The 24,521-nt window shown below is 38.7% G+C and carries 21 protein-coding genes; 15 read left to right on the forward strand and 6 right to left on the reverse strand.

The genetic code is table 11. The annotated features are described in order from the left end of the window. The first annotated feature begins 203 nt into the window (after nt 1-203). From MKJ01_RS09120 to MKJ01_RS09165, 10 genes are all read left to right on the forward strand, one after another. Nucleotides 204-1,739 carry a GMC oxidoreductase gene (locus MKJ01_RS09120; protein ID WP_241614348.1) on the forward strand — a complete coding sequence of 512 codons (1,536 nt, stop codon included), beginning with the start codon at nt 204-206 and terminating at the stop codon, nt 1,737-1,739. Further along, entirely contained in the window at nt 1,736-2,902 is a 1,167-nt protein-coding gene (locus MKJ01_RS09125) for a sugar MFS transporter (protein WP_241614349.1), read from the forward strand. The genes MKJ01_RS09120 and MKJ01_RS09125 overlap by 4 nt, the downstream gene beginning before the upstream one ends. A 108-nt stretch (nt 2,903-3,010) precedes the next feature. Continuing rightward, on the forward strand, nt 3,011-3,739 hold the full coding sequence (locus MKJ01_RS09130; protein ID WP_241614351.1) for a pirin family protein: 729 nt from the start codon (nt 3,011-3,013) through the stop codon (nt 3,737-3,739). Nucleotides 3,740-3,930: 191 nt separating this feature from the next. Then, a complete protein-coding gene (locus MKJ01_RS09135) occupies nt 3,931-4,482 on the forward strand; it encodes an NADPH-dependent FMN reductase (protein WP_241614352.1) in 552 nt (183 codons plus the stop codon). A 262-nt stretch (nt 4,483-4,744) separates the two neighbouring features. Continuing rightward, complete coding sequence (gene purM / locus MKJ01_RS09140) at nt 4,745-5,737, forward strand: phosphoribosylformylglycinamidine cyclo-ligase (protein ID WP_241614353.1); 993 nt, start codon at nt 4,745-4,747, stop codon at nt 5,735-5,737. Nucleotides 5,738-5,814: 77 nt separating this feature from the next. Then, nucleotides 5,815-6,387, forward strand: coding sequence for a phosphoribosylglycinamide formyltransferase (gene purN / locus MKJ01_RS09145; protein WP_241614354.1), 573 nt, complete (start codon nt 5,815-5,817; stop codon nt 6,385-6,387). A gap of 128 nt (nt 6,388-6,515) precedes the next feature. After that, a complete protein-coding gene (gene purH / locus MKJ01_RS09150) occupies nt 6,516-8,033 on the forward strand; it encodes a bifunctional phosphoribosylaminoimidazolecarboxamide formyltransferase/IMP cyclohydrolase (RefSeq protein WP_241614355.1) in 1,518 nt (505 codons plus the stop codon). Nucleotides 8,034-8,122: 89 nt separating this feature from the next. Next, the gene (purD, locus tag MKJ01_RS09155; RefSeq protein WP_241614359.1) at nt 8,123-9,361 is read left to right on the forward strand and encodes a phosphoribosylamine--glycine ligase; all 1,239 of its coding nucleotides are present in this window, start codon (nt 8,123-8,125) and stop codon (nt 9,359-9,361) included. A gap of 155 nt (nt 9,362-9,516) precedes the next feature. After that, the gene (gene guaA, locus MKJ01_RS09160) at nt 9,517-11,046 is read left to right on the forward strand and encodes a glutamine-hydrolyzing GMP synthase (protein WP_241614361.1); all 1,530 of its coding nucleotides are present in this window, start codon (nt 9,517-9,519) and stop codon (nt 11,044-11,046) included. Between the two features lie 167 nt (nt 11,047-11,213). Next, nucleotides 11,214-12,713 carry a carbon-nitrogen hydrolase family protein gene (locus MKJ01_RS09165; protein WP_241614362.1) on the forward strand — a complete coding sequence of 500 codons (1,500 nt, stop codon included), beginning with the start codon at nt 11,214-11,216 and terminating at the stop codon, nt 12,711-12,713. 50 nt (nt 12,714-12,763) lie between these two features. Here MKJ01_RS09165 and MKJ01_RS09170 read toward each other — a convergent pair whose 3' ends face one another. Further along, nucleotides 12,764-12,913, reverse strand: a complete 150-nt coding sequence (locus tag MKJ01_RS09170) for a hypothetical protein (RefSeq protein WP_241614364.1) — start codon at nt 12,911-12,913, stop codon at nt 12,764-12,766. Between the two features lie 102 nt (nt 12,914-13,015). Here MKJ01_RS09170 and MKJ01_RS09175 point away from each other — a divergent pair, with 102 nt between their 5' ends. The 3 genes from MKJ01_RS09175 to MKJ01_RS09185 all read left to right on the forward strand — a co-directional run bounded on the left by MKJ01_RS09175 (nt 13,016) and on the right by MKJ01_RS09185 (nt 16,947). Beyond that, on the forward strand, nt 13,016-14,665 hold the full coding sequence (locus MKJ01_RS09175) for an AarF/ABC1/UbiB kinase family protein (protein ID WP_241614366.1): 1,650 nt from the start codon (nt 13,016-13,018) through the stop codon (nt 14,663-14,665). Nucleotides 14,666-14,820: 155 nt separating this feature from the next. Then, nucleotides 14,821-16,173 carry a DEAD/DEAH box helicase gene (locus MKJ01_RS09180; RefSeq protein ID WP_241614367.1) on the forward strand — a complete coding sequence of 451 codons (1,353 nt, stop codon included), beginning with the start codon at nt 14,821-14,823 and terminating at the stop codon, nt 16,171-16,173. A gap of 351 nt (nt 16,174-16,524) precedes the next feature. Beyond that, nucleotides 16,525-16,947 carry a hypothetical protein gene (locus tag MKJ01_RS09185; protein WP_241614368.1) on the forward strand — a complete coding sequence of 141 codons (423 nt, stop codon included), beginning with the start codon at nt 16,525-16,527 and terminating at the stop codon, nt 16,945-16,947. Between the two features lie 255 nt (nt 16,948-17,202). Here the strand turns inward: MKJ01_RS09185 and MKJ01_RS09190 are convergent, their stop codons facing one another. The 5 genes from MKJ01_RS09190 to MKJ01_RS09210 all read right to left on the reverse strand — a co-directional run bounded on the left by MKJ01_RS09190 (nt 17,203) and on the right by MKJ01_RS09210 (nt 20,984). Then, entirely contained in the window at nt 17,203-17,859 is a 657-nt protein-coding gene (locus MKJ01_RS09190; RefSeq protein WP_241614369.1) for a GDSL-type esterase/lipase family protein, read from the reverse strand. Between the two features lie 75 nt (nt 17,860-17,934). Next, nucleotides 17,935-18,396 (reverse strand): lipocalin family protein, encoded by a 462-nt coding sequence (locus MKJ01_RS09195; protein ID WP_241614370.1) that lies wholly within the window; start codon nt 18,394-18,396, stop codon nt 17,935-17,937. 202 nt (nt 18,397-18,598) lie between these two features. Continuing rightward, nucleotides 18,599-19,762, reverse strand: a complete 1,164-nt coding sequence (locus MKJ01_RS09200) for an iron-containing alcohol dehydrogenase (RefSeq protein ID WP_241614371.1) — start codon at nt 19,760-19,762, stop codon at nt 18,599-18,601. A 181-nt stretch (nt 19,763-19,943) separates the two neighbouring features. Beyond that, nucleotides 19,944-20,543 (reverse strand): hypothetical protein, encoded by a 600-nt coding sequence (locus MKJ01_RS09205; protein WP_241614372.1) that lies wholly within the window; start codon nt 20,541-20,543, stop codon nt 19,944-19,946. 36 nt (nt 20,544-20,579) lie between these two features. Then, entirely contained in the window at nt 20,580-20,984 is a 405-nt protein-coding gene (locus MKJ01_RS09210) for a membrane lipoprotein lipid attachment site-containing protein (RefSeq protein ID WP_241614373.1), read from the reverse strand. A 116-nt stretch (nt 20,985-21,100) separates the two neighbouring features. On the opposite strand from MKJ01_RS09210, the gene MKJ01_RS09215 reads away from it, so the two are divergent. Further along, nucleotides 21,101-23,635 (forward strand): phosphoenolpyruvate carboxylase, encoded by a 2,535-nt coding sequence (locus tag MKJ01_RS09215; RefSeq protein ID WP_241614374.1) that lies wholly within the window; start codon nt 21,101-21,103, stop codon nt 23,633-23,635. A gap of 10 nt (nt 23,636-23,645) precedes the next feature. Continuing rightward, nucleotides 23,646-24,386, forward strand: a complete 741-nt coding sequence (locus MKJ01_RS09220) for a hypothetical protein (RefSeq protein ID WP_241614375.1) — start codon at nt 23,646-23,648, stop codon at nt 24,384-24,386. Nucleotides 24,387-24,521 lie beyond the last annotated feature (135 nt).

Consider the following 24,521-nt stretch of genomic DNA (forward strand, 5'->3'; position numbering starts at 1 on the left):
CCGGTTTAAGAGATAACTTATCACAACTATGATTAGCAGGCTTTTTAGTCTGCTTTTTTTGATATTAAAACTATTTTCTATCATTCATATAATTAAACTCTAAAATTTCCGTCATTACATTTATACAATCTATCGAAATTTAATTTTTTCTTAAGCTGATACCTCTTTTAAATTTCTAATTTAGAGTAACCAAATTTTAAAGAATGTATGATATTATCATTATAGGAAGCGGGGCAGGAGGTGCTACCATGGCCTATAAGCTTGCTGACAGCGGAAAAAAAATCTTAATAATAGAAAGAGGGGATTATGTTCCGGTAGAAAAAGAAAATTGGGATTCTGCAGAAGTATTTCAGAAAAACAGGTACACGACCACTGATCTGTGGCTTGATAAGCACGGAAAAACATTCAGGCCTGGAATGCATTACAATGTCGGCGGGAATACAAAATTTTATGGAGCTGCCTTATTCAGGCTAAGAGAAGAGGACTTTAAAGAAATACAGCATTACGGAGGCAGTTCTCCGGCCTGGCCGATCCAATATGAAGATCTGAAAGCGTATTATCTGGAAGCTGAAGAACTTTTTTATGTTCATGGAAAAAGAGGATCAGATCCTACGGAGCCACCGGCATCAGAACCTTATCCGTATGATGCATTGCCTCACGAACCAAGGATTCAGGAAATTTTTGATGAGCTTACCCAATATGGCCTGCAGCCTTTTGAATTACCCATCGGTGTTAACTTCACTCCGCATCCCGCAATCAATGCGCCGTATATCTTAGACCGTTTTGACGGCTTTCCGGATGCTGCTGAACGAAAAGGCGATGCTCATCTGTGTTCATTATCCAAAGCACTGGAATATCCTAATGTTGAGCTTCTGGTCAACACCAAAGTGCTGAAGCTGAATACTGATGATGAAGGGAAAAGGATATCAGAAGTGATCGTGGAGCAAAACGGAGAAACAAAAATGTTTGCGGCAGATTATATCGTGCTTTCAGCAGGCGCGATTAATTCGGCTGCCTTATTATTGCAGAGCAAAAATGAAAAATTTCCTACCGGGCTGGCCAATTCATCCGATCAGGTAGGTAGAAATTATATGTTTCACCAGAATACAGCTCTCGTGGCTTTGTACACCGAACCCAATTATACCAAATTCGGGAAAACCTTTGGTATCAATGATTTTTACCATGCCGGTAGGGGATATGAATTTCCTTTAGGGCACATCCAGATGCTTGGGAAATCGGACGAACACCAGATCAGAGCAGACAGCCCGGTTCCGGCACCCGGTTTTACCTTTGAGCTGATGGCAAAGCATGCCGTAGATTTCTGGCTGACCTCCGAAGATCTTCCGGATCCTGAAAACAGGGTAACCGTAGAAGAGAACGGGCAGATCAGGATAAGCTATACCCCGAATAACCAAAAAGGGCATGAACTGCTGAAAGATGAGCTTACCAAAGCACTCAGGGCTTCCGGAAAATTCAATTCATTTTTCTTTAAAGGAATTTATTTCAGTAAAGGAATGGATATTGCGTCACCTGCACACCAGAACGGAACAGCCAGAATGGGCACAGATCCTGGCACTTCAGTGGTAGATACTTATTGTAAAGCCCACGACCTTGAGAATCTGTATATCGTTGACGGCAGTTTCTTTGTATCCAGCGGAGCTGTAAATCCTGCCCTTACCATCATAGCCATAGCGCTCAGAGTGGGTGAACATCTTAAAAAGAATGTTTTGTCTTCATGAATTCGGCCGTCGCAAAAACAGGGATGGTATTTTTACTAGCCTTCCTGACCGGAGTTAATTTTGTAGTTTTTCCGGCATTGGGAGCCGCTTTCACGGATCCTTCGGTTTTTGCGCTCTCGTCATCACAGTTCGGAGCGCTGTTTTTACCGCAGGTGATATGTATTATCATTTCATGTCTTGCAGCTCCCTTTCTGGTCAATAGGATGGGTCCGAAGATTATACTAACGATCGGAGTTGCCTTGATGCTTTTGTCTACAGGAAGTCTCTGGGGGTCGCAGTTTTTTATCAATGACAAATCTCTGATATTTCCGGTTCTTATGGTGCTGGTCGCTTGTACGGGATCCGGTTTTGGACTTTCCATTACAACCCTGAATCCTCTGGCAGCGAGTTTATTTAAAAACAACCCGTCATCTGCTATTCTGATCCTTCAGTTTCTGGTTGGGCTGGGAACTTCTGCTTCACCTCTGATGATGAGCCTTGCCGGGAATGTACACAACTGGATGATGGTTCCCGGAATTATTTTTATAGCCGTTGGCGCGAGCTTTATTCTCTTTTTATTTGTCAGGCTTGAAAAAGGGACATTTTTTGAACTGCCCGGTCATTTCAGTATTCCTTCCAGGCTTTGGGTCTTCTTTGGAATAATCATTCTATATGGCTGTATTGAAGGAACTTTCGGAAGCTTCGGCACCGTTATCCTTAAAAATAAAGGACTCACCAATTCCGATGCCAGTTTAGGACTTTCTTTATTATGGGGCGGTATTGCTGTAAACCGTTTACTGTTTGGGATTTTTGCAAAGAAATACAATCTGTCTTATATATTCCTGCTGTCGCCGTTATTGGTTGGGGGAGGCATTCTATGGTTAATGGGTTCATCGGGAGCTCAAACGGTTCTTCTGCTAATGTCATTCATCGGTTTTTGTATGGGAAGTATGTTTCCTGGCACGATTGGTTGGGGAACGGTTGAATTCCCATCGCTTTCGGTCATGGTTTCCGGATTAATGATGGCTGCCAACCAGATTGGAACAGGAACGGTGACTCATGTTTTGGGAGATTTTGAAGACCGGACTTCTTTGATTCTTAAAGTTCTTGTAGCTTTTACCCTGATTATCTGCGCAGGACTTTTCCTGTTGAAGAAAAACTCCAAAATCAAAGAAGCATTCTGAATTGAAAATTCATATCATAACTATGAAAATCCCCTCATCCTTTCTTATCTTACGTCAATATTCCGAAAACAGCGATGCATTACATTTGTAGTATAAATAAATAACAATATGAAAACAGTATATCACAAAGCCGATTCGAGAGGTCATGCTGATCACGGATGGTTAAACAGTTACCACACCTTTAGTTTTGCCAATTACCAGAATAGGGAAAGAAGCAACTTCGGGGTATTAAGGGTGCTGAATGATGATACCGTTTCCCAGGGAATGGGTTTTGGGACACATCCGCACAGGGATATGGAAATTATCTCTATTCCTCTTGAAGGTGATCTTGAACATAAAGATTCTATGGGAACCACAGCGGTTATTAAAAAAGGGGAAATTCAGGTGATGAGTGCCGGCACGGGCGTGATGCACAGTGAGTATAATAAAAATAAAGGTGAATCGGTAAAATTTCTTCAGATCTGGGTATTTCCGAGAGAAACTGGAGTTGAACCGAGATATGATCAGAAAAGCATTAAAGAAGGCGAAAAGATCAACGGCTTCCAACAGATTCTGTCACCAAATAAAAATGATGACGGAGTATGGATTCATCAGGATGCCTGGTTTAATCTTGCCAACTTTACCAAAGGAAACGGCAAAAACTACATGCTGAACAAAAAAGGAAACGGAGTCTATGCTTTTGTTTTAAAAGGAACTGCGAAGGTAGGTGACAGGATTTTAAATGAAAGAGATGGCCTGGGAATCTGGGACACGCAGAGCTTTAATATAGAAGCAGTGGAAGACACGGAAATTCTTCTCATGGAAGTGCCGATGGATTTACCGGCTTATTTACAATAAAACCGTTCCGCAACTAAAAATTCCATCTCTGGAGGGATGCTGAAATTCAGGAAGAATTTTTGAAAAGAGTGGTAAATATAATTTTAAAAATAACCAATTCTCGTTGAGCCAAATAATCTCTGCGAAATTAAAAATGCGAATTGTCAAAAATCTTTGTGACATTTGCGTCAAAATAAAAATATAAAATAATAATGAAAATTTTAGCTATAGCAGGAAGCAATTCCGAAACATCTATCAATAAACAACTGGTTACCTATGCCGCTTCACTGATTGAAAATGCAGACGTGGAGATCGTAGATATGAATAATTTTGAAATGCCGATCTATAAACATCAACGTGAAGTGGAAAGCGGAGTTCCTCAGGAAGCAACTGATCTTGCCGCAAAGATTGACGGTGCAGATATACTTTTAATTTCTTTATCCGAACACAACGGAACCTATTCTTCAGCCTTCAAAAATGTATTTGACTGGACTTCAAGAATAAAAAACCGTGCAGTCTGGAACGAAGTACCGATGCTTTTAATGGCTACCGCACCCGGCGGAAGAGGCGGGCTTGGGGTTTTGGAAGCGGCAGCAAAACGTTTTCCTCTACACGGCGGAAATGTGGTGGATACCTTCTCATTGCCTTTCTTTAATGATAATTTTGATAAAGAGGCTCAGAAGATTTCAAATGAGGAAAAAGACAATGAATTAAAAGAAAAGATTCAGAAAATTTCTGCTATCGAGTCTATCCTTGAAAAATAGAATTTGAATATTCATTTTAAATTACTATTTTTGCAAAAAGAAAAAAGATGAAAATTCAGGCCGCTTTTAAAGAATGTTTCTCCAAAAAAGGGAATGTTGTGGGCTCTGAAATTCTGAGATAAAACAACGGCCGATAATCTACCAAGATTGTCGGCTTTTTTGTTTCTGAAATTTGAATAAAATAGTTAAAAAAGACAAAGGAATGATCAGGTATAAGATTAAGTCTGAATCTGAAATCTACCATTTAATATCTAAATAAAACATGAGCAACACTTACAAATCAGCAGGCGTAGACAAAGAAGAAGGATACAAAACAGTTGACAAGATTAAAAAAGCGGTTGGCGAAACCCATAATTCCAATGTATTGAATCATCTGGGGAGTTTTGGAGCATTCTATGAAATCGGAGGGTATAAAAATCCTGTTTTGGTTTCAGGAACTGATGGCGTAGGGACAAAGCTGAAAGTAGCGTTAGATTCAAAAAGATATGATTCTATCGGTGTTGATTGTTTTGCCATGTGTGCCAATGATATCCTTTGCCACGGGGCAAAGCCATTGTTTTTCTTAGACTATCTGGCTTGTGGAAAACTGGATTCTGAAATTGCCGCTGAAATTGTTTTAGGAATGGTGAAAGCGTGTAAAGATAACAACTGTGCACTGATTGGCGGTGAAACAGCTGAAATGCCGGGAATGTACCAGCCTGGAGATTATGACGTAGCCGGGTTCTGTGTAGGAATCGTGGAAAAAGATCAGATTATTGACGGCTCAGACATTAAAGCCGGAAACAAAATCATTGCTTTGCCAAGTTCAGGGTTCCATTCCAACGGGTTCTCTTTAGTAAGAAAAGTATTCCCCGATTTTAATGAGGAGTTTGAAGGGAAACCTTTGTATGAAACGCTTTTGGTTCCTACAAGATTATATTATAAAGATATTCATAAAGTGCTTGAAGAAGTACAGGTTTGCGGTATTGCACATATCACAGGCGGCGGATTGTATGAAAACATTCCGAGAATTATCGGTGACGGATTGTGTGCCTCTATTGACGCTTCTAAAATTCAGATCCCGAGTATCATGCTTGAATTAGAAAAAAGAGGTGGAGTTTCACGTGAAGAAATGTTCGGAACTTTCAATATGGGAGTAGGGATGATCGTGGTAGTGGATGCACAGCATGCTGAAAAAGTACTACATCTTTTAGATGATGCCTACGAAATCGGAGAAATTACGGAAGGAAGCGAAAAGATTAATTTAACGGTATAAATGTATTAACGTAAAAAGTATTCATGATTCTTTAAAAGTCATTAATACATGGATACTTTTTACATTTTACAAAAGATATGAAAAACATCGTTGTACTCGTTTCAGGTTCGGGGACCAATCTTCAGAGAATTATAGATACTATTGAAAATGGGGAGATCCGGGATGCAGAAATTTCTTTGGTGGTGGCAGACAGGGAATGTTACGGACTGGAAAGAGCCAAAAACCAGCATATAGAACATTTACTCATTCCCAGAGGTAGAAACTTCAGCAGTGAATTGGGCAGAGTTATCCCTGAAAATACAGATTTAATTGTGCTGGCAGGATTTCTCTCGATTTTAAAGCCTGAATTCTGTGAGAAATGGAACGGGAAAATTATCAATATCCATCCTGCGCTGCTTCCGAAATTCGGAGGAAAGGGAATGTGGGGGCATCATGTTCACCATGCCGTTATTGAAGCCGGAGAAAAAGAAAGCGGCGCAACCGTACATTTTGTGACTTCGGGAATTGATGAAGGCGAAGCCATTCTTCAAAAATCATTTACGGTAACACAAGATGACACTCCTGAAACACTGGCGGAAAAAGTTCATCTGATTGAATATGAAATTTTCCCGAAAGCAATTAACAAAGTGTTGAATAATGTATCCATTTAAGATTGTTACATTGTCAAACTGATACATTATTACATTAATAAAGAATCTAAGTAAAAATAAAGACCGGAGGTGAAAGAACCGGTCTACAGTTTGAAATAGCTGTAAAAAGTAAAAAATTGAAAGAAAAAATGAGCAAAAAGAGAGTTTTAATCAGTGTTTCGGATAAAAGCGGATTGACTGAATTCGCACAGTTTCTGGAATCCCAGGGATATGAGCTGATTTCTACCGGAGGAACATTCAAGCATCTGAAAGACGCAGGTTTGCATCCTGTTCAGATTGATGAGGTAACCGATTTCCCTGAGATGCTGGACGGCAGAGTAAAAACCCTGCATCCTAAAGTTCACGGAGGATTACTGGCTGTCCGTTCAAATGAGCAGCACATGAGCACCGTTAAGGAACACGGTATTGACCTGATTGATATGGTGATCGTGAATCTGTATCCTTTCTTTGAAAATGTAAACAAAGACATTTCTTTACATGAAAAAGTTGAATTTATAGACATCGGAGGACCTTCTATGCTTCGTTCAGCTGCTAAGAACTTTGATTCCGTGACTGTTATTACTGATGTTGAAGACTATGCAACGGTAAAAATAGAAATGGAACAGAACGGGGATACATATATCGAAACCCGTAAAAAACTGGCAGGAAAAGTATTTAATCTTACTTCTGCTTACGATGCAGCTATTTCCAGAATGTTATTGGATGAAGAATATCCGACCTATCTTAATGCTTCCTATAAAAAAGTTTCCGACTTACGGTATGGTGAAAACCCACACCAGACGGCAGCATATTACGTTTCTACTTTTGAAAACGGAGCAATGAAAGATTTCGAACAGCTAGGAGGTAAAGAATTATCTTTCAACAACCTTCGTGATATGGATCTTTGCTGGAAAGTGGTTACTGAATTTAAAGAAGAAATGGCATGTTGTGCCGTGAAGCATTCCACTCCGTGTGGTGTTGCCATTGGGAGTTCCGCACTGGAAACGTACCGGAAAACCTTTGAATGTGATCCGGTTTCAATCTTTGGCGGAATTGTTGCCATGAACTATAAAATAGATGCCGCAACAGCGGAGGAACTTAATAAAACATTCCTTGAAATTGTAATGGCTCCTGAATTTGATGAAGCAGCCCTGGAAGTTTTAAGAAAGAAAAAGAATCTGAGAATTATAAAAATTGTAAATCCTGTTTCTGATAAGCAGACGTGGGTTAAAGTGGACGGAGGAATTTTGGTTCAGGATAACGACAGCATTTTCTCTGAAGATATTAAAGTGGTAACCGAAAAGCAGCCTACCGAAGAACAGAAAAAAGCATTGCTTTTCTCTCAGAGAGTGGTAAAATATGTAAAATCCAATGCGATTGTTGTTTCCAACGGAATTCAGGCATTCGGTATCGGAGGTGGCCAGGTAAACAGGATCTGGGCAACCCAGCAGGCCATTGAAAGAGCAAAGGAGAAATTTACCGGAGATCTTGTTCTGGCTTCCGATGCATTTTTCCCGTTCCGTGATGTGGTTGATTTCTGCCATCAGGAAGGAATTACGGCGATCATCCAGCCGGGAGGAAGTGTGAAAGATCAGGACAGCATCGAAGCCGCAAACGAGCATGACATTCCAATGATGTTTACAGGGATCAGACACTTTTTCCACTGATTAAAATAGAATTAAAAAATATTTCAGGATTGTATTTATAGCATTCAAAATTATATATTTGTAAAATAGACTAGATAATAATATAAAGTATGAGAATATTAATCATAGGTGAAGGTGGAAGAGAATCTGCTTTGGCAGCAAAACTTCAGAATGACCCGAGAATTTCTAAAATGTTTTTTGCTAACGGAAATGCTACCACAGATGGTATAGGAAAAAATGTTCATTTGTCAGAGATTAAGGAACTTAGAGATTTCGCAATCAAGGAAAAGGTAGATCTTACGATTGTAGGCCCTGAAGCACCGCTTGTAGCCGGTTTAAAGGATGAATTCAAGAAGCATGATCTTAAAGTTTTCGGACCTAACCAAAAAGTGGCAAGTCTGGAAGGGAGCAAGGCTTTCTCCAAGAAATTTATGCAGACCTATGATATCAAGACGGCGAAGGCTATGGTATTCGAATCATATAACGAAGCGAAGGAATACGTTCAGTCACAGGAATTCCCTTTAGTGATCAAAGCCAGTGGTTTAGCCGGAGGAAAAGGAGTTGTTATCTGTGATACCCTGGAAGAAGCTGAGGCTACCATCCATGATTTTATGATCAGAAGGATTTATGGAGATGCAGGGATCCGTTTGGTTATCGAAGAATATTTAGAAGGTTTTGAAGCGTCTATCATTGCATTTTCAAACGGTGAGAAACTTTTCCCTTGTGTAGCTGCTAAAGATTACAAAAAAGCAGGAAACGGTGATATGGGCCCTAATACCGGAGGAATGGGTTCAGTAGCTCCAAGTCCTGAATTTACCCAGGAACATTGGGTAGACTTTGAGAAAAATATTCTTGAGCCTACTGTTAAAGGTCTTAAAGCAGAAGGTTTCGGTTTTAAAGGCATTATCTTTTTCGGATTAATGGTTACTAAAAACGGAACATATCTTCTTGAGTACAATATGAGATTTGGAGATCCTGAAACGCAGGTGCTGATGGCATTGATGGAAAACAATCTGCTTGACGTAATCCAGGATTGTATGGACGGAAAAGATATAGAGCTTAAGTTTAAAGACGAGAAAGCGGTGTGTCTGGTAATGTGTTCAGGAGGTTATCCGAGAAATATCGAAACTGGTTTTGAAATTGTCGGTGAAGACAAGTTGAAATACAGCAAGCTTTTATACGCCGGAGCAATCAAAAAAGGCGATAAAGTGGTTTCAAACGGCGGCAGGGTTCTGAATATTGTTGCAACAGGCGCTACTTACGACGATGCCCGCAAGAAAGTGTATGAAGATGCCAGCCACGTGCACTTCGATTACGGCTTCTACAGAGAGGACATCGGAAAATTTTAAAATAAATCAAAAAAAAGATTTGGAGAAATTTCCAAGTCTTTTTTTGTAAAAATAATTTATATTGGGAAGTTAGAAATCAGAGGTTAGAATTTAATTCAGTTTCTTTTAAGTCTAAGCTTCCGTCATTTATCAATCATCATTTATCAATTATAAAAATGAACAACGGTATCATCATATTGGATTTCGGTTCCCAGTACAATCAGCTTATTGGAAGAAGAATCCGTGAGATGGGTGTATACTCTGAAATTTTACCTTTCAATACCCCATTAGAAACTATTTTAGAAAAACAGCCGAAAGGGATTATTCTTTCCGGAGGACCAAGCTCTGTGAATGCTGAAAATGCCCACCTGGTAGAAAAAGAATTGTATGAACAGGGAATACCTGTGTTGGGAATCTGCTACGGCATGCAGCTTACCGCACACCTTTTGGGCGGGAAGGTCCATAAAGGCGTAAAAGGCGAGTACGGGAAAGCGCATCTGGAAATTGTAAAAGAAAGCTCTTTATTACGAGGCGTAACCCAGGATTCAGTCGTTTGGATGAGCCACTTTGATGAAGTGGGAGAGTTACCTGTAGGTTTTGAATTGAATGCAAAATCCGGAGTTATAGCTTCCATATCCAATGAAGATAAGAAGATTTATTGCGTACAGTTCCACCCTGAAGTTTCCCATACCGAAGAAGGTGGAAAAATGCTGGAAAATTTTGTTTTTGCGATCTGTAATTCTGAGAAAAACTGGAAGCTGACCAATTATATCGATAAAACAGTAGCTGAAATCCGGGAAAGAGTTGGAGATAACAGAGTGATCCTCGGACTTTCAGGAGGAGTTGATTCTTCTGTAGCGGCAGTATTGATTCATAAAGCAATTGGTGACCAGCTGACATGTATATTTGTAGATACAGGTCTTTTAAGAAAAGATGAGGATGTAAAAGTAATGCAGAATTACGGAGAGCATTTTCACATGAACATCAAACTGGTAGATGCCAAAGAAAGATTTTTGTACAAATTAGCCGGTGTTGATGATCCTGAAGCAAAAAGAAAGATTATCGGAAACGAGTTTGTTCACGTTTTTGATGAAGAATCCCATAAAATTGAAGGAGCCAGATTTTTAGCACAGGGAACTATTTATCCTGACGTTATTGAAAGCCAGTCTGTCAACGGGCCATCAGCCGTAATCAAATCCCACCACAATGTGGGCGGACTTCCGGAAGAAATGGAGTTCGAATTGTTAGAGCCTTTAAGAGAGCTGTTCAAGGATGAAGTACGGAAAGTAGGTGAAGAACTTGGAATTCCGCATCATTTGGTCCACAGGCACCCTTTTCCTGGTCCTGGACTCGGAATCAGAATTTTAGGAGCTGTAGATGCTGAAAAAGTGAAAATCCTGCAGGAAGCAGATGATATTTTTATCGAAGAATTATATAAAAATGATTTGTATGAAAAAGTTTCCCAGGCATTTGTCGTTCTTTTGCCTGTAAAATCTGTCGGCGTAATGGGAGATGAGAGAACCTATGAATACACAGCCGTAGTGCGCTCTGCAAATACCATTGACTTTATGACGGCTACCTGGAGTAGGCTGCCTTACGAATTTTTAGATACGGTTTCAAGCAGGATTATTAATGAAGTAAGAGGTATCAACAGGGTAGCTTATGATATTTCAAGCAAACCGCCTGCAACGATTGAGTGGGAATAATTACAGATTATTGACTATAATCATAAAAATCTAAATTTATTACAGTTAGATTTGTAATTCGAAATAATTTTTTTTCATCATTTGTGTTTTTATCCTCCCTTTTCTAAAGGGAGGTTTTATTTTTATATCATTTCTTTTTTTCTTAAATTTAGATAAAATTACATCAAATGCAAATTGAAACAAGGCCACTTACCGTACAGGATTACGATGGCTTGGTCGAGACAATGAGACGTGCTTATCCACAAATGTCTGAATACGTCTGGTCTAAAAAAAGTATTGAAAAACTTACCAAAATATTTCCTAAAGGCCAGATCTGCATCACCGTAGATGGCAAACTGGCAGCGGTAGCACTTTCTATTATCGTGAATTACGATGAGTTTGGGGATGATCATACGTATAGTGATATTACTGGGAATTATACCTTTAATACCCATTTATCAACCGGAAATGTTCTTTATGGCATTGAAGTTTTTGTAGATCCTGAATTCCGTGAACTGCGCTTGGGAAGGAGGTTATATGATGCCAGGAAAGAGCTTTGCGAATTATTAAATTTAAAATCAATCATATTAGGCGGAAGGATCCCGAATTATTATAAGCACAGTGAGCTTTCACCCAGAGAATATATCCGTAGGGTACGAGATAAAGAATTGTACGATCCGGTGCTCTCTTTTCAGCTTTCCAATAATTTTCTGCCTATCAAAGTATTGAAAGGATATCTGCCTGAAGATGAATCTTCCAAAGAAAATGCAGTTTTGCTTCAGTGGAACAACATTTATTACAGCAAAAAGCCGAATACCATGCAGGACAGCATCATCCGTTTGGGGCTGGTGCAATGGCAGATGAGGCATTTTAAAGACATCGATGCATTTTATGAGCAGGTTGAATTTTTCGTTAACGTAATGGGGGACTATAAATCGGATTTTGTGCTTTTCCCTGAACTTTTCAATACACCTTTACTCGCACCCTTCAACAAGCTTTCGGAACGTGACAGTATGATAGAGCTGGCGAAATTAACCGCTGAGATTAAAATGAAGATTTCAGATCTGGCGATCAGCTATAATGTAAATATCATTTCCGGAAGCATGCCTGTTTTCGAAAATAATGAACTGTACAATGTAAGTTACCTTTTACACCGTGACGGTAGGGTAGATGAATACCGTAAAATCCATATTACCCCGAACGAAAGGAAATATTATGGGATGAAAGGCGGAAGTGAAATCAAAGTATTTGATACCGACTGCGGAAAAATAGGTCTGGTCATCTGTTACGATGTGGAGTTTCCTGAACTTCCGAGAATTTTAGCTGATCAGGGAATGAAAATCCTGTTTGTACCGTATCTTACCGATACCCAGAATGCTTATATACGAGTTCGCCACTGTGCAGCAGCAAGAGCTATCGAAAATGAATGCTATGTTGCCATTGCAGGTTGTGTAGGGAATTTGCCGGGTGTGAATAATATGGATATCCAGTTCGGCCAGGCAGCTGTTTTCACACCGTCAGACTTTCCTTTCCCATCGAATGCGGTTAAAGGAGAAGCTACTCCGAATACGGAAATGACATTGATAGTGGATGTCGACCTGAATTTGCTGAAAGACCTCCACCATCACGGTTCCGTTCAGGTTATGAAAGACCGAAGGCAGGATCTGTATGAGACGTACTTGAGATAATAAAAAAAGAATGCAGTTCTGCATTCTTTTTTTATTGAAATGATGTTAAATTATTGCGGGCAGATAACAGCCGGGCAAACTAATTCCGGACATCTTGGCCTTCCGTCATCCGGACAGCATTTGTTTGAACAGTTTCTGATGATTCCGCTTCCCGCAATACTTTTCATTTGCGATCTTGAGATTTTTTTTAGATTTTTCATTGTAATATTTTTAAATTATCTTTTGGTATGAATAAAGTTAAAAAAAAATTATCGACAGACAGGAATAATTTTTGGATTAAATTGCAACTAGATTTTTAAAATATGTTTGACAAGCAGCAAAGAAAACTGAAAAGATCGGCCAGGATGATTTCCGTATTGAGTAAATATGGTTTTAAAGACCTTCTTGCCAGGATGAACAGCGGAAATAAGGCCGTGGAAATTTCCCGGAATCCCGATGAAGTCATTTCGAAAGGAACGGTCTATGAAAGAATCCGGCTGGTTCTGGAAGAACTCGGGCCAACCTTTGTAAAGCTTGGACAGACGTTCAGCAACAGGGAAGACCTCCTTCCTCCGGAGCTTATCCAGGAATTGCAGAAGCTCCAGGATAAAGTGGAGACGGTGGAAATGAATGTGGAAGAAATAATGGAAGCTGAATTCAATATCACTGTTAACGATCATTTCCTGAGTATTGACAAAGAACCTTTGGCAACAGCTTCAATTGCACAGGTTTATAAAGCGGTCCTGATCAATGGTACAGAAGTTATTTTAAAGGTCAAAAAACCGGATGTCCAGAATGTTATAGAGGATGATCTGCTGCTGATAAAAGATCTTGAAAAACTCGTTTCTTCCTACTCTGAAATCGGTGAGAAGCTAAACCTGAAGCAGGCCATTTCCACCTTTGAAAAATCTTTGATGGAAGAATTGTCCCTGATCAATGAAAGGGAAAATATCCTGCAGTTCCGGAGAAACTTCAAAAATCATAAAGAGACTTATGTTCCTGAGGTTTATGAAGAATTTTCCAACAATACGGTTCTTTGTATGGAATTTATCGACGGGATTAAGGTAACGGATAAAACAAGTCTTTTAGAGCATACTATTGATCCTGTTACAGTCTCCGAAGTTGGATTAAGGCTGTTTGTCTCACAGATTTTAGATTACGGCTTCTTTCATGCCGATCCGCATGCCGGAAACATCCTGGTAAAAAAAGATGGAAAGGTTGTATTTATTGATTTCGGAGCCGTAGGAAAGATCCCGCCGAATGATAAGGAGGTCCTTGAGAATCTGATCGTCAGTTTTGTAGCAAAAAATCCGCATAAAATTGTAAGGTATCTCAAAAAAATGGCTGTCAGCTACCAGATTCCCGATGAAAGAAGATTTGAAAACGATGTGGAAGACATCCTGAACTTTGTTCACAGTACCTCTTTAAAGGAGATTGATCCTCAAGCAATCATCAATAAAATGAAAGATGTGCTGAAAGACAACCGTTTGTACATGCCAGATTATTTTTATCTCCTGTTTAAAGGAATCGGTCTGATTGAAGGAGTAGGGAGAACCATTAATCCTGATCTGGACGTCGTAAAAAGCCTGCATCCGTACACCAAAAAAATATTTGCTAAAAAAATAAGTCCGAAGAATATCATGAAAACGGGAATGGACCGGATGATGAGCTTCACGGACAATGTCGATGAGATCCCGAAAGAATTGCGTTCCGTGCTGCAGAAACTGGATGAAAATAAATTCACGGTGACCAGTGAGATCAAGAATATAGACAAAACGAATCAGCTTATAAGGTCAGGAATTATTAATCTGATGTTGGCCATGATCTTAGGAGCCAATATTATTGCAACAGCCATCGTCTTTGTTTCGGAGTCAGGACCAAAAGTTGGGGAAATGTCTTTGGTTGCTATCCTGGGATTCATCTTTTCCGTTATATTGGTGATTATTATATTACTTAGGATTACAAGGAAATAAAGCTCTTGGATTTTTTTAATTAATGATTTCCTGAATTGATATGTTGGGTTACGCTATTTAATGAAAACCGAAAATTCTGTGGAAAGGAGTACAGTGTTCTGACAATCATCTTTCCATCTCTGGAGTTACAAAAATTAATTGACTATCTTTGCAAAATGGATAAAATAACTTTTGCAGATTTTGACCTGCCTGTTAAAATTCTTGATGTTTTAGCGGATTTAGAATTGTTTGAACCGACTCCTATTCAGCAAAAAAGCATAGGTCCCATACTTTCCGGAAGAGATGTGATGGGAATTGCGCAGACAGGTACCGGAAAAACATTAGCCTATCTGCTGCCTGTTCTTAAAACTTGGAAGTATAATAAAACCGGAAATCCAACGGTTGTTGTTTTGGTTCCTACCAGGGAATTGGTTGTTCAAGTAACAGAAATTGTTGAGAAATTAACGGAAAATCTTACTGCAAGGGTTATCGGGATCTATGGCGGTAAAAATATCAATACCCAAAAGCTGCTTTTTAATGATGGCTGCGATATTCTGGTAGGTACGCCGGGAAGGATTATGGATTTAGCAATTGATAATGCCATTTCACTTAAGGAGGTTCAGAAGCTGATTATTGATGAATTTGATGAAATGCTTAATTTAGGTTTCAGGCCACAGCTGACCCATATTTTCGAAATGATGAGGGAAAAGAGACAGAATATACTTTTCTCTGCGACCATGACCGATGCCGTGGATGAAATGCTGGATCAGTATTTTGCAGGGCCTGTTGAAATTTCATTGGCAAAATCCGGGACGCCGCTTGAAAAGATTGAACAGTCCGCTTATAAAGTAGAAAACTTCAATACGAAAATCAACCTTTTGGAACATTTGCTGAAAAGCGATACGGATATGTCCAAAGTTTTGATTTTTACCAACAATAAGAAGAATTCGGATCTTCTGTTTACTAAAATTAATGAACTTTTTCCTGACGAGTTCGATGTCATTCACTCCAATAAATCCCAAAATTACAGATTGCGCGCAATGAAAAGTTTTGAGAATGAAGAGATCAGAGGTCTGATTACAACAGACGTCATGGCGAGAGGTCTTGATATTTCAAATGTTACCCATGTTATTAATTTTGAAACGCCTGAAGTTCCGGAACAATATATCCATAGGATCGGTAGGACGGGTAGGGCAGATAAAGACGGTAAAGCCGTAACCTTTGTCACTAAAAAAGAAGAGCCTTTAATTCTTGATATCGAATTATTGATGGATAAGGAATTAAAATTCATTGATTTCCCTGAAACCGTGAAGATTAACCCTAAAAAGATTGCTTCGGAAGAAGAACAGATCGTTATGAAGAATCCTGTACAGGTAAAACTGTACGAAGGCGGAGGCGCTTTCCATGAGAAGAAAGATAAAAACAAGAAAGAAAACTGGGGTGGCCCTTCAAAAAGAAAGGAACCTAAAAAATTTGGAGCAAACAGAGCACAGCAAAAAGCCATTTCCAAATCTAAAAGAAAGAAATAAATAATACACAACAAAAAACTCCCGGTCAGGGAGTTTTTTGTTTATCTTACTGGTCATAATTAAATGACTTTTAACCCGTATCTGTATTGTATTTTTAGGTCTTGTCAAGTAGATTAAATGAATGGGACAGTTTATTTTTGAGTAAAAAAGTATTTGTTACAGGGAAGATTCAATTTGTAAACAAGCAAAATAATTCTTAAAAAGAATAGATGTATTCTAATACAATATAATTTTAAACCCTAAATGGAAGTTACGTGATTAGAAACTTTATGACAAGGAATAGCAATCTAAAATCCAATATTTTTTATAAATCAATAGATAATAATGAAGATACTCTTTACAATCTGTCTTATGTTTTTTCTTTACAGCTGTTCTAAGAATGAAAGAAAAGAAATAACATATAAAAGCCTTCCATCAGATGTCAGAGACCAATTCGAGAATGTTTACCATTACAAAACACCGCCCGTTGTAAATGCAGAAGGCGATACGGTTGATTGGTATTCTCCGCCGTTTGCAGAATGTTTTAACTTAAAAAAGGATTGCAAATGTAATGTAGAATCGAAAGGCGGAATAATAACTAACCCATATTTTGTCATAAACTCTTGCGGAAAAGAATCAGAAATTTCATGGGAAATCCTTGAGCGCGTTTTTATCATTAAAAATGACAGCATCTATTTTCCCAATGCTGCAAGTTCTGTTATGACAACAGGAGAATCCAGAGCATTTAATATTAAACTGGATACGGTTAATTTCTATGTTCAGAAAATGAACTGAAAAGAAATCTCAAAATTAAGAATCTGACTGTTTGAAAGACATTCAATATATTTTACAGGCAACAAGAAAGCTTAACCAATAGCAGTCCAAAATATAATGAATGAACAAAATAATTAATATACACCGCAGCTCGGATTGCTGTAAACAATTCCAACCAAAACATTTAGGGTAATCAGCAAAAATGCTGTTTACGAATATAAAACAGCATTTTATTTATAGTAATGAGCTTAATAATTGGTTGATAAATTCTTACTCTTATTTCATATAAGGGATCATCACCGAAGTCCAGAGCTGATAGCCTTCCGGGGTCATATGAAGCATATCTTCTACAAAAAGGTCTTTTCTGATATTTCCATTGGTATCCTGCATGACTTTGGTAATGTCAATAAAAGCTGACTTAGGTTGTTTTTTCATAAAAGCGGCAATTTTCCTGTTTGCTTCTTCCATCTGCGGCCAAAGCTTTTCCCTACTCGGAGAATATTTAATAGAAATATAATCTACTTCAATATTTGGGAATTTCGACCTGATTTTTTTATAGAATGTTTTAAAACGGTCAACTACAACATCGGCCTTCAGCTGGTCATCATCTGCAAAATCATTTTCACCGCAATAGATGATGATCTGTTTAGGCTGATACGGATTTAAAAGATCATTGGCATAATAGTTAAGATCAGTTAATCTAGAGCCTCCGAAACCTCTGTTGATGATGGTTTTATCAGGAAAATAATTATTAACATCCGTCCATTTGGTAAACGATGAACTGCCGATTAAGAGGATGGCATCTTTAGGCGGTGCTTTCTCAAGATCCATTTTTTTGAAATTCTGGATGTCCTGCCAGAACATTGGTTTTTTTTCCTGTGAAAAGAAAAGGGCGAATGTCAGCAATAGGAATGCTGCTAAAGTCTTCTTCATTTTTTAATAATTTTAGAATGTCTGTTAAACTTCTTGTTCATAAAAAACTCCCGGAAAAGAACGGGAGTTTTTAATTTATCTTTTGTAAGTAACATATTCGGCGTCCGGTATCAGGTCACCATTCTGATCTATATTATCATACATTTGCTTGATTCTCATTTCAGAGCTTGTAAGCACTACAATTCTGTATTTTCTCGGGCTGTCATTTTTGTACTTGATAATCAGGTCCTTTGTTTCTGTGCTGTATTCATAAGTCCCTTCACTTACCGCAGCTACCTGACAGTCTGCTCCCGTACCTGTATAAGCGGTATATGATGTAGAATAGTCTGTACTGAAGTAAGTATTATTCTTTGCCTCACATCCCACCGGCACAGTAGTATTAAATACGGTTTTATCGTCTTTTCCGGAAACAACTTCCCTTTTGCTGATCTTCCAGTCCCCCTTCATCATATCCAATTCATAACCCTGGATATCATCATCTTCGCAAGAAGTAAGCGCTAACGCTGAAAAGGCAAATAAAAGTAACTGTTTTTTCATTTTCACAAATTTAGAATATGCTAAAATATAAATAAATTTGAAATATAGATAATGAAATTCAGCTTTTTTAAACCAATACTTATTGAAAAGATAAATTTAGCCGGATAAAAAATACAACAGCATCGCAAATATTACCATTGATAACTAATATCATTTACATAAAAAAAAATTAGTCTCATCCGGTATATACATATGGATGCTTTTAATAACTCATCTCTACAATCTTGCGTGCATCTTGCGGAGTCAGAGTCTTATATTCACCAAGTCCCAGCCATTTCCTTTCTGTAAAAGCCTTCTCTACTCTTTCAGCAGTGCCTTTGTAGTCTTCCGTATATTCTGAAAGCTTGGTCTGGATATGAAGGCTGTGAAAAAACTCTTCCAGCTTTTTAATTCCGTTTTCCGCCTTTTCTTCTGCAGAACCGTCTTTAATTCCCCAGACTCTTTCTGCATACTGAGCCAGTTTTTCTTTCTTGGTTTCAAAATTATAGCGGTAATGAGAAGGAGCAATAACGGCAAGTGTTCTTGCATGGTCAATTCCGAAATAAGCAGTCAGCTCATGGCCCATTGCGTGAACGGCCCAGTCTGTAATAACTCCCTTCTGTATCAATCCGTTAAGGGCCATCGTACAACACCACATGAAATTTCCCGCGGCATCATAATCAAATTCACTGCCAAGAACTTTCGGAGCTGTTTCCTGAAGGCTGATGAGAATACTTTCAGCGATGCGCTCCTGAAGATCAGCCGAAGATGGAGCAGTCATATACTGTTCCAAAACGTGTGTATAAGCATCAGTCAGTCCGTTAACGATCTGTCTTTGCGGAATTGATCTTACCACTTCCGGATCCAGTACTGAAAACTGAGGGAAAAGTCCGGGGCCGCCGGAAGATAATTTTTCATTGGTTTCCCTTCTTGAAATCACATATCCCGAATTCATTTCGGAACCTGTTGCCGGCAAAGTCAGAACGGTTCCGAAAGGCATTCCTTGCCCTTCAAAAGTCCTAACAGGTTTGGTGAGGATTTCCCACGGCTCACCGTCATAATTTGCTGCTGCGGACAGGAATTTCGTTCCGTCAATCACAGAACCGCCACCCACGGCTAAGATAAAAGTGATGTTCTTTTCCCTGATGAAATTCAGGGCATCCATCAGAACTTCATATTCAGGATTGGCAGGGACACCACCGAATTCATAGAATTCATGATCGGTCAACGCCTTTCTTACCTGATCGTACACTCCGTTATTTTTAATGCTGCCACCACCGTAAATCAATAAGATTCTGGCATCCTGTGGAATTTCTTTTGAAATTTTAGCAATTTCACCTTTTCCGAAAAGTATTTTTGTTGGATTTTTAAACTCGAAATTAAGCATGTTCTCAATTTATTTTAACACAAATCTACGGAATAACCTATGAAAACAGCGTTAAAGAAATTTTAAAATTTTGATCACTGCCTTTTATAAAAACTATTGAATAATAACAGTTTTTAAAAGTGCAATCCAAACATAGAAACGAATTGTTTATAATAGATCAGTATGTTTACCTATACAAGTCTTATTTACAATCCTTACTTTTGAAATAGATCCCGTTACTTGTTGACGCCAGTGCTCCGGTTTTTTTATAAATCTTAATCAGAAAAGATTCTTTTGTTTTTGGGCAGCCTTTCGGTTTTGAAAGGTATAGTACAATATATTTTTCTTCTATTATATAAGAACTGCTTAGCCTGTTCGTACTATCAACCGTATAACCATATGTGTTGGCAATCAAAACAGCTTCAGGAAGATTATCTACCGTCCCGATAAATGTTCTTAATTGTTTCTCATCCGAAAAGTATTCGGATTGTCCGTTTTTACAGGCGATGAGATAGGTGAAACAGTCTTCACCCAGGCATTTCTGGAAGAATCCTTTTTCCGGAGCCGGATCATTGATCGTCATATATTCCGGCATCTGGCTTTCATAGATAACAGCTTCATCCGGATCGGGATTATTTCTTAAGACAGACCAATACTGGTATTTTTTGTCCGGAATGATAAAAGGATAAAGCAGTTCAGGATTGTCTAAGATTTCCGGAATCTTTTTAAAATCAGAAGGAATGGCTTTCTGTCCGGAAAGCAGAGCAGAACATAAAAAAAGAGCCGGAAAAAATAATTTCATGATGAGCACATTTTTGCAAGGATCGCAGAACATAAATTATTCCAATACGATTTTATAGTATCCCTGTTCCTCTTTTACATCAATACCTACGCCGGTAAACGTTATTTTATTGATCTGGTAACCGTCACAGCCTCCTTTAAATTCTGAAGAATGGATAGAAAAATTGAAAATTTTAACTCCGGAATAGAATGTATATTTTTTAGTCCCGTTGTAAGCGCCTACGTTCTCCAGTATAACTTTGTCGTCAGAGGTTTTTGCCAGTTGCACGCCCACCTGATTTTCATCCTGGATTGAATAGGTGGTAAGTGTTCCGTTCGTGATCAGGTTTTCATTATCGGAATTCACAAATTCAAAAACAATCGGCTGAGGTGCGTTGTAGCAATCATCACCGCAGGCTGTCAAAATTAAAGTCAGTAAAAAGAATATGAATGTTTTTTTCATGGGATTTGGATTGATTGTGTGAAATTAAAATTAATTCTTTAAACTTTGGCCTTTAAAATTATAATTTTAGACTATGTAACATTTGAATTCAGACCGAATTCCCCTACATTTGTTATATGAGACACGACCAACGCGCAGAAAAATTCAGGCAGATTGTGGAAAACAAGTTCCAGATCTACAATTCATTGTTTATGAGCCTGCCTTATGATAAAATGACGAATATCGGGATGCTGCTTCCGTTTCTTTGTGAGGAAAGCAAAGCCGGTTATGAAGCCGGAAAAACCCCTGAAGAGATCGTTGAAGAATTCTTCAGCAGCCATACCAACCTCCAGACGGAAGAACAAAAGCTTGAGCTCCTTTTTAAGGTTATACAGTATATTGAAAGGCAAGTCGTGCTCTTCGACAGCATTGAAGATGCTGCATTTCCAAGCCTGCATTCTGAAAGTGATAAAGGGACTGTAACCAACCTTTACGAGCGTTCCCTACAGGATCATAAGCTGGAAAAAGTCCGTGAAAAACTGAGGGATTTCGCCGTTAAAATTGTTTTCACTGCGCACCCGACCCAATTCTACCCCAATTCGGTGCAGAGGATTCTGCATGATCTCAGAAATACCATTAATAAAGATTCTGTTACCGATATAGATATGCTTCTCCAGCAGTTGGGAAAAACACCTTTTGTCAATAAAGAAAAGCCGACACCTATTGATGAAGCAATGAGTATTATTTATTATTTACGGTATGTCTACTATGATACGATCGGAGATCTTTTTACCAAAATAAAATCAACCTTTGCCAACGATCATTTCCACCTGCATGAAGACCTCATCCAGCTGGGTTTCTGGCCGGGAGGCGACCGTGACGGCAATCCTTTTGTTACTGCAGAAGTAACAAAAAGAGTAGCGGAAGAATTACGTTCTGCCATTTTGAAAGCCTATTACAATAACCTTAAGTCGGTTAGAAGAAGACTGAGCTTCAGAGGTGTTTCAGAGGTATTGGGACAATTGAGCACTGAATTATACACCGCTATCTTCAGGAATGAAAAAATTGATGCAGAAGATATTATAAAAAGACTGGATGAAGCAGAAGAAATTCTCGTCACCCAGCATAACTCTTTATTTGCAGAACTTTTGCAGAACTTCAGGGACCGGGTGAAAATTTTCGGGACGCATTTTGCTACGCTGGATGTACGTCAGGACAGCAGGATTCATCAGAAGGTCATTGATGAAGTGTATGCTAAAATTTCAGGAAATAAGGAGGTAAGCAATGAAGCAAAATTCAACCGGCTGATTCAGCATTCGGAAACGGTCAATCCTGAAGATTTTGAGGATATTGTAAAAGATACCTTGTTAACAGTTCGCCAGATTTCAGAAATCCAGCAGATGAACGGAATAAGAGGAATGAACCGTTATATCATTTCCAATTCAGATGCAGTAAAAGATGTGATGAATGTCTATGCATTTTTCAAGGTTTGCGGATATCAGGATGATGAAATCAATATGGATATTGTCCCGCTTTTTGAAACCATGGAAGGCCTTGCCAATGCCGAACAGGTAATGAGTGAACTGTATCAGAATCCGGTTTATAAAAAACATTTGGAAAGAAGAGGCCATCATCAGACTATTATGCTGGGGTTTTCAGACGGAACCAAAGACGGCGGATACCTGAAGGCCAATTGGGAAATCTACAAAGCTAAAGAAGTGCTTACGACACTTTCTGAGCAGAATGGAATTAAAGTCGTTTTCTTTGACGGCAGGGGAGGACCTCCGGCGAGAGGAGGCGGAAAGACCCACGACTTTTATGCTTCGCAGGGAAAAACCATTGCGAATAACAAAATTGAATTGACCATTCAGGGACAGACCATTACCAGTATTTTCGGGAATAAGGAACAGGCACAGTATAATTTTGAGCAGCTTCTGACTGCCGGAGTGGAAAATGACGTATTTAAAAATGCCAAAAAGGATTTAACGGAAGAAGAACGCGCTTTAATGATAGAATTATCAGAAATAAGTTATCAGAAGTATTCGGATCTGAAGGCGCATCCGATGTTTGTGCCTTATCTTCAAGAGATGAGTACACTGGAATATTACGGGAAAACCAATATCGGAAGCCGCCCGTCCAAAAGAGGCAATGGCAATGAATTGAAATTTGAAGATCTGCGGGCAATTCCGTTTGTCGGTTCCTGGGCGCAGCTGAAGCAGAATGTTCCGGGATTTTTCGGTTTCGGCTTTGCAATGCAGCAGCTGAAAGAGCAGGGAAGGTTTGATGAGGTAAGAGCTTTGTATAAAGGCTCCGACTTTTTCAAAACCCTAGTGCTGAATTCTATGATGAGTATGAACAAGACGTATTTCCCACTGACTTATTACATTAAAAATAATCCTAAGTTCGGGCCGTTCTGGAATGTCCTGTTTGATGAATATACGCTTTCCAAAGAAATTATGCTGGAACTGACAGGTTTTACCAGGCTTCAGGAGGAGGATGCATTATCCAGGAAATCGGTGAAGATCCGGGAAAGAATTGTATTGCCGTTGCTGAGTATCCAACAATATGCTTTAATGAAGATCCAGAAAGGAGAAGGTAACAAAGAAGCCTATGAAAAGCTGGTGACCCGTTCGCTGTTCGGAAACATCAATGCCAGCCGTAATTCAGCATAAAATAGTATAGATGAGGAAGTTTTTGTATTTGCCGGTTTTGGCAGTAGCTTTAACTGTTTCCGTGCGCTGTAAAAACCCGGAATCAGAAAAACTTCCGCCACAGGCTAAAAATGAAGCTTTATCCGTAGAAAAAGCGATAGAAGATCATATTGAAACGGGAAATAAGAAAAAGCCAGTTGATTTTTTGCCCAAAGGATATGTGCTGTTTGAAGAAGTGTACGGCGATCTGAATAATGACGGCCTCAAAGACTGTATTGTAATCATCAAAGCAACCGATAAAGACAATATAATTTTAGATGAAAATCGTAGGAAATCAGACCGCAATCGCAGAGGAATTATTGTTGTCTTTAAAACTAAAAATGATGATTATAGATTAATAGTTGAAAATGACAACTGTTTTTCATCTGAAAATGAAGAAGGCGGTAATTATTACGCTCCGGAACTCATGGTATATGTTGAGAAAGGGAATTTATTTATTCATTACGCTCATGGTTACTGGAAATATACTTTCAGGCTGAAAGGCTCAGATTTTCAACTCATTGGTTACGATGCAAGTGATAATCACGGTCCTGTGGTGAATAATGAAACGAGTATTAATTATTTAACAGGGAAAAAACAATACAAAGAAAATACAAATTCTAATGCTGATAGCGGTGAAGAAGTTTTTGAGGAATCATGGAGTAAAATCCCTAATCAAAAACCGGTTATGTTATCGCAGATTAAGGATTTCGATGAATTTGAAGTTCCTTAATTAAATATCGAACAATAATCGGAAATAAAAAAAGAGTTGTTTAATTTATTTAAACAACGAAGTTGTTTAAACTTTTAATTTTTTGATTAGTCTCAATGAAAATGCTAAAAAGTGCAGGCTTTTCCAGGTAATATC

This window comes from Chryseobacterium sp. SSA4.19 (assembly GCF_022601875.1).
Lineage (GTDB): Bacteria > Bacteroidota > Bacteroidia > Flavobacteriales > Weeksellaceae > Chryseobacterium.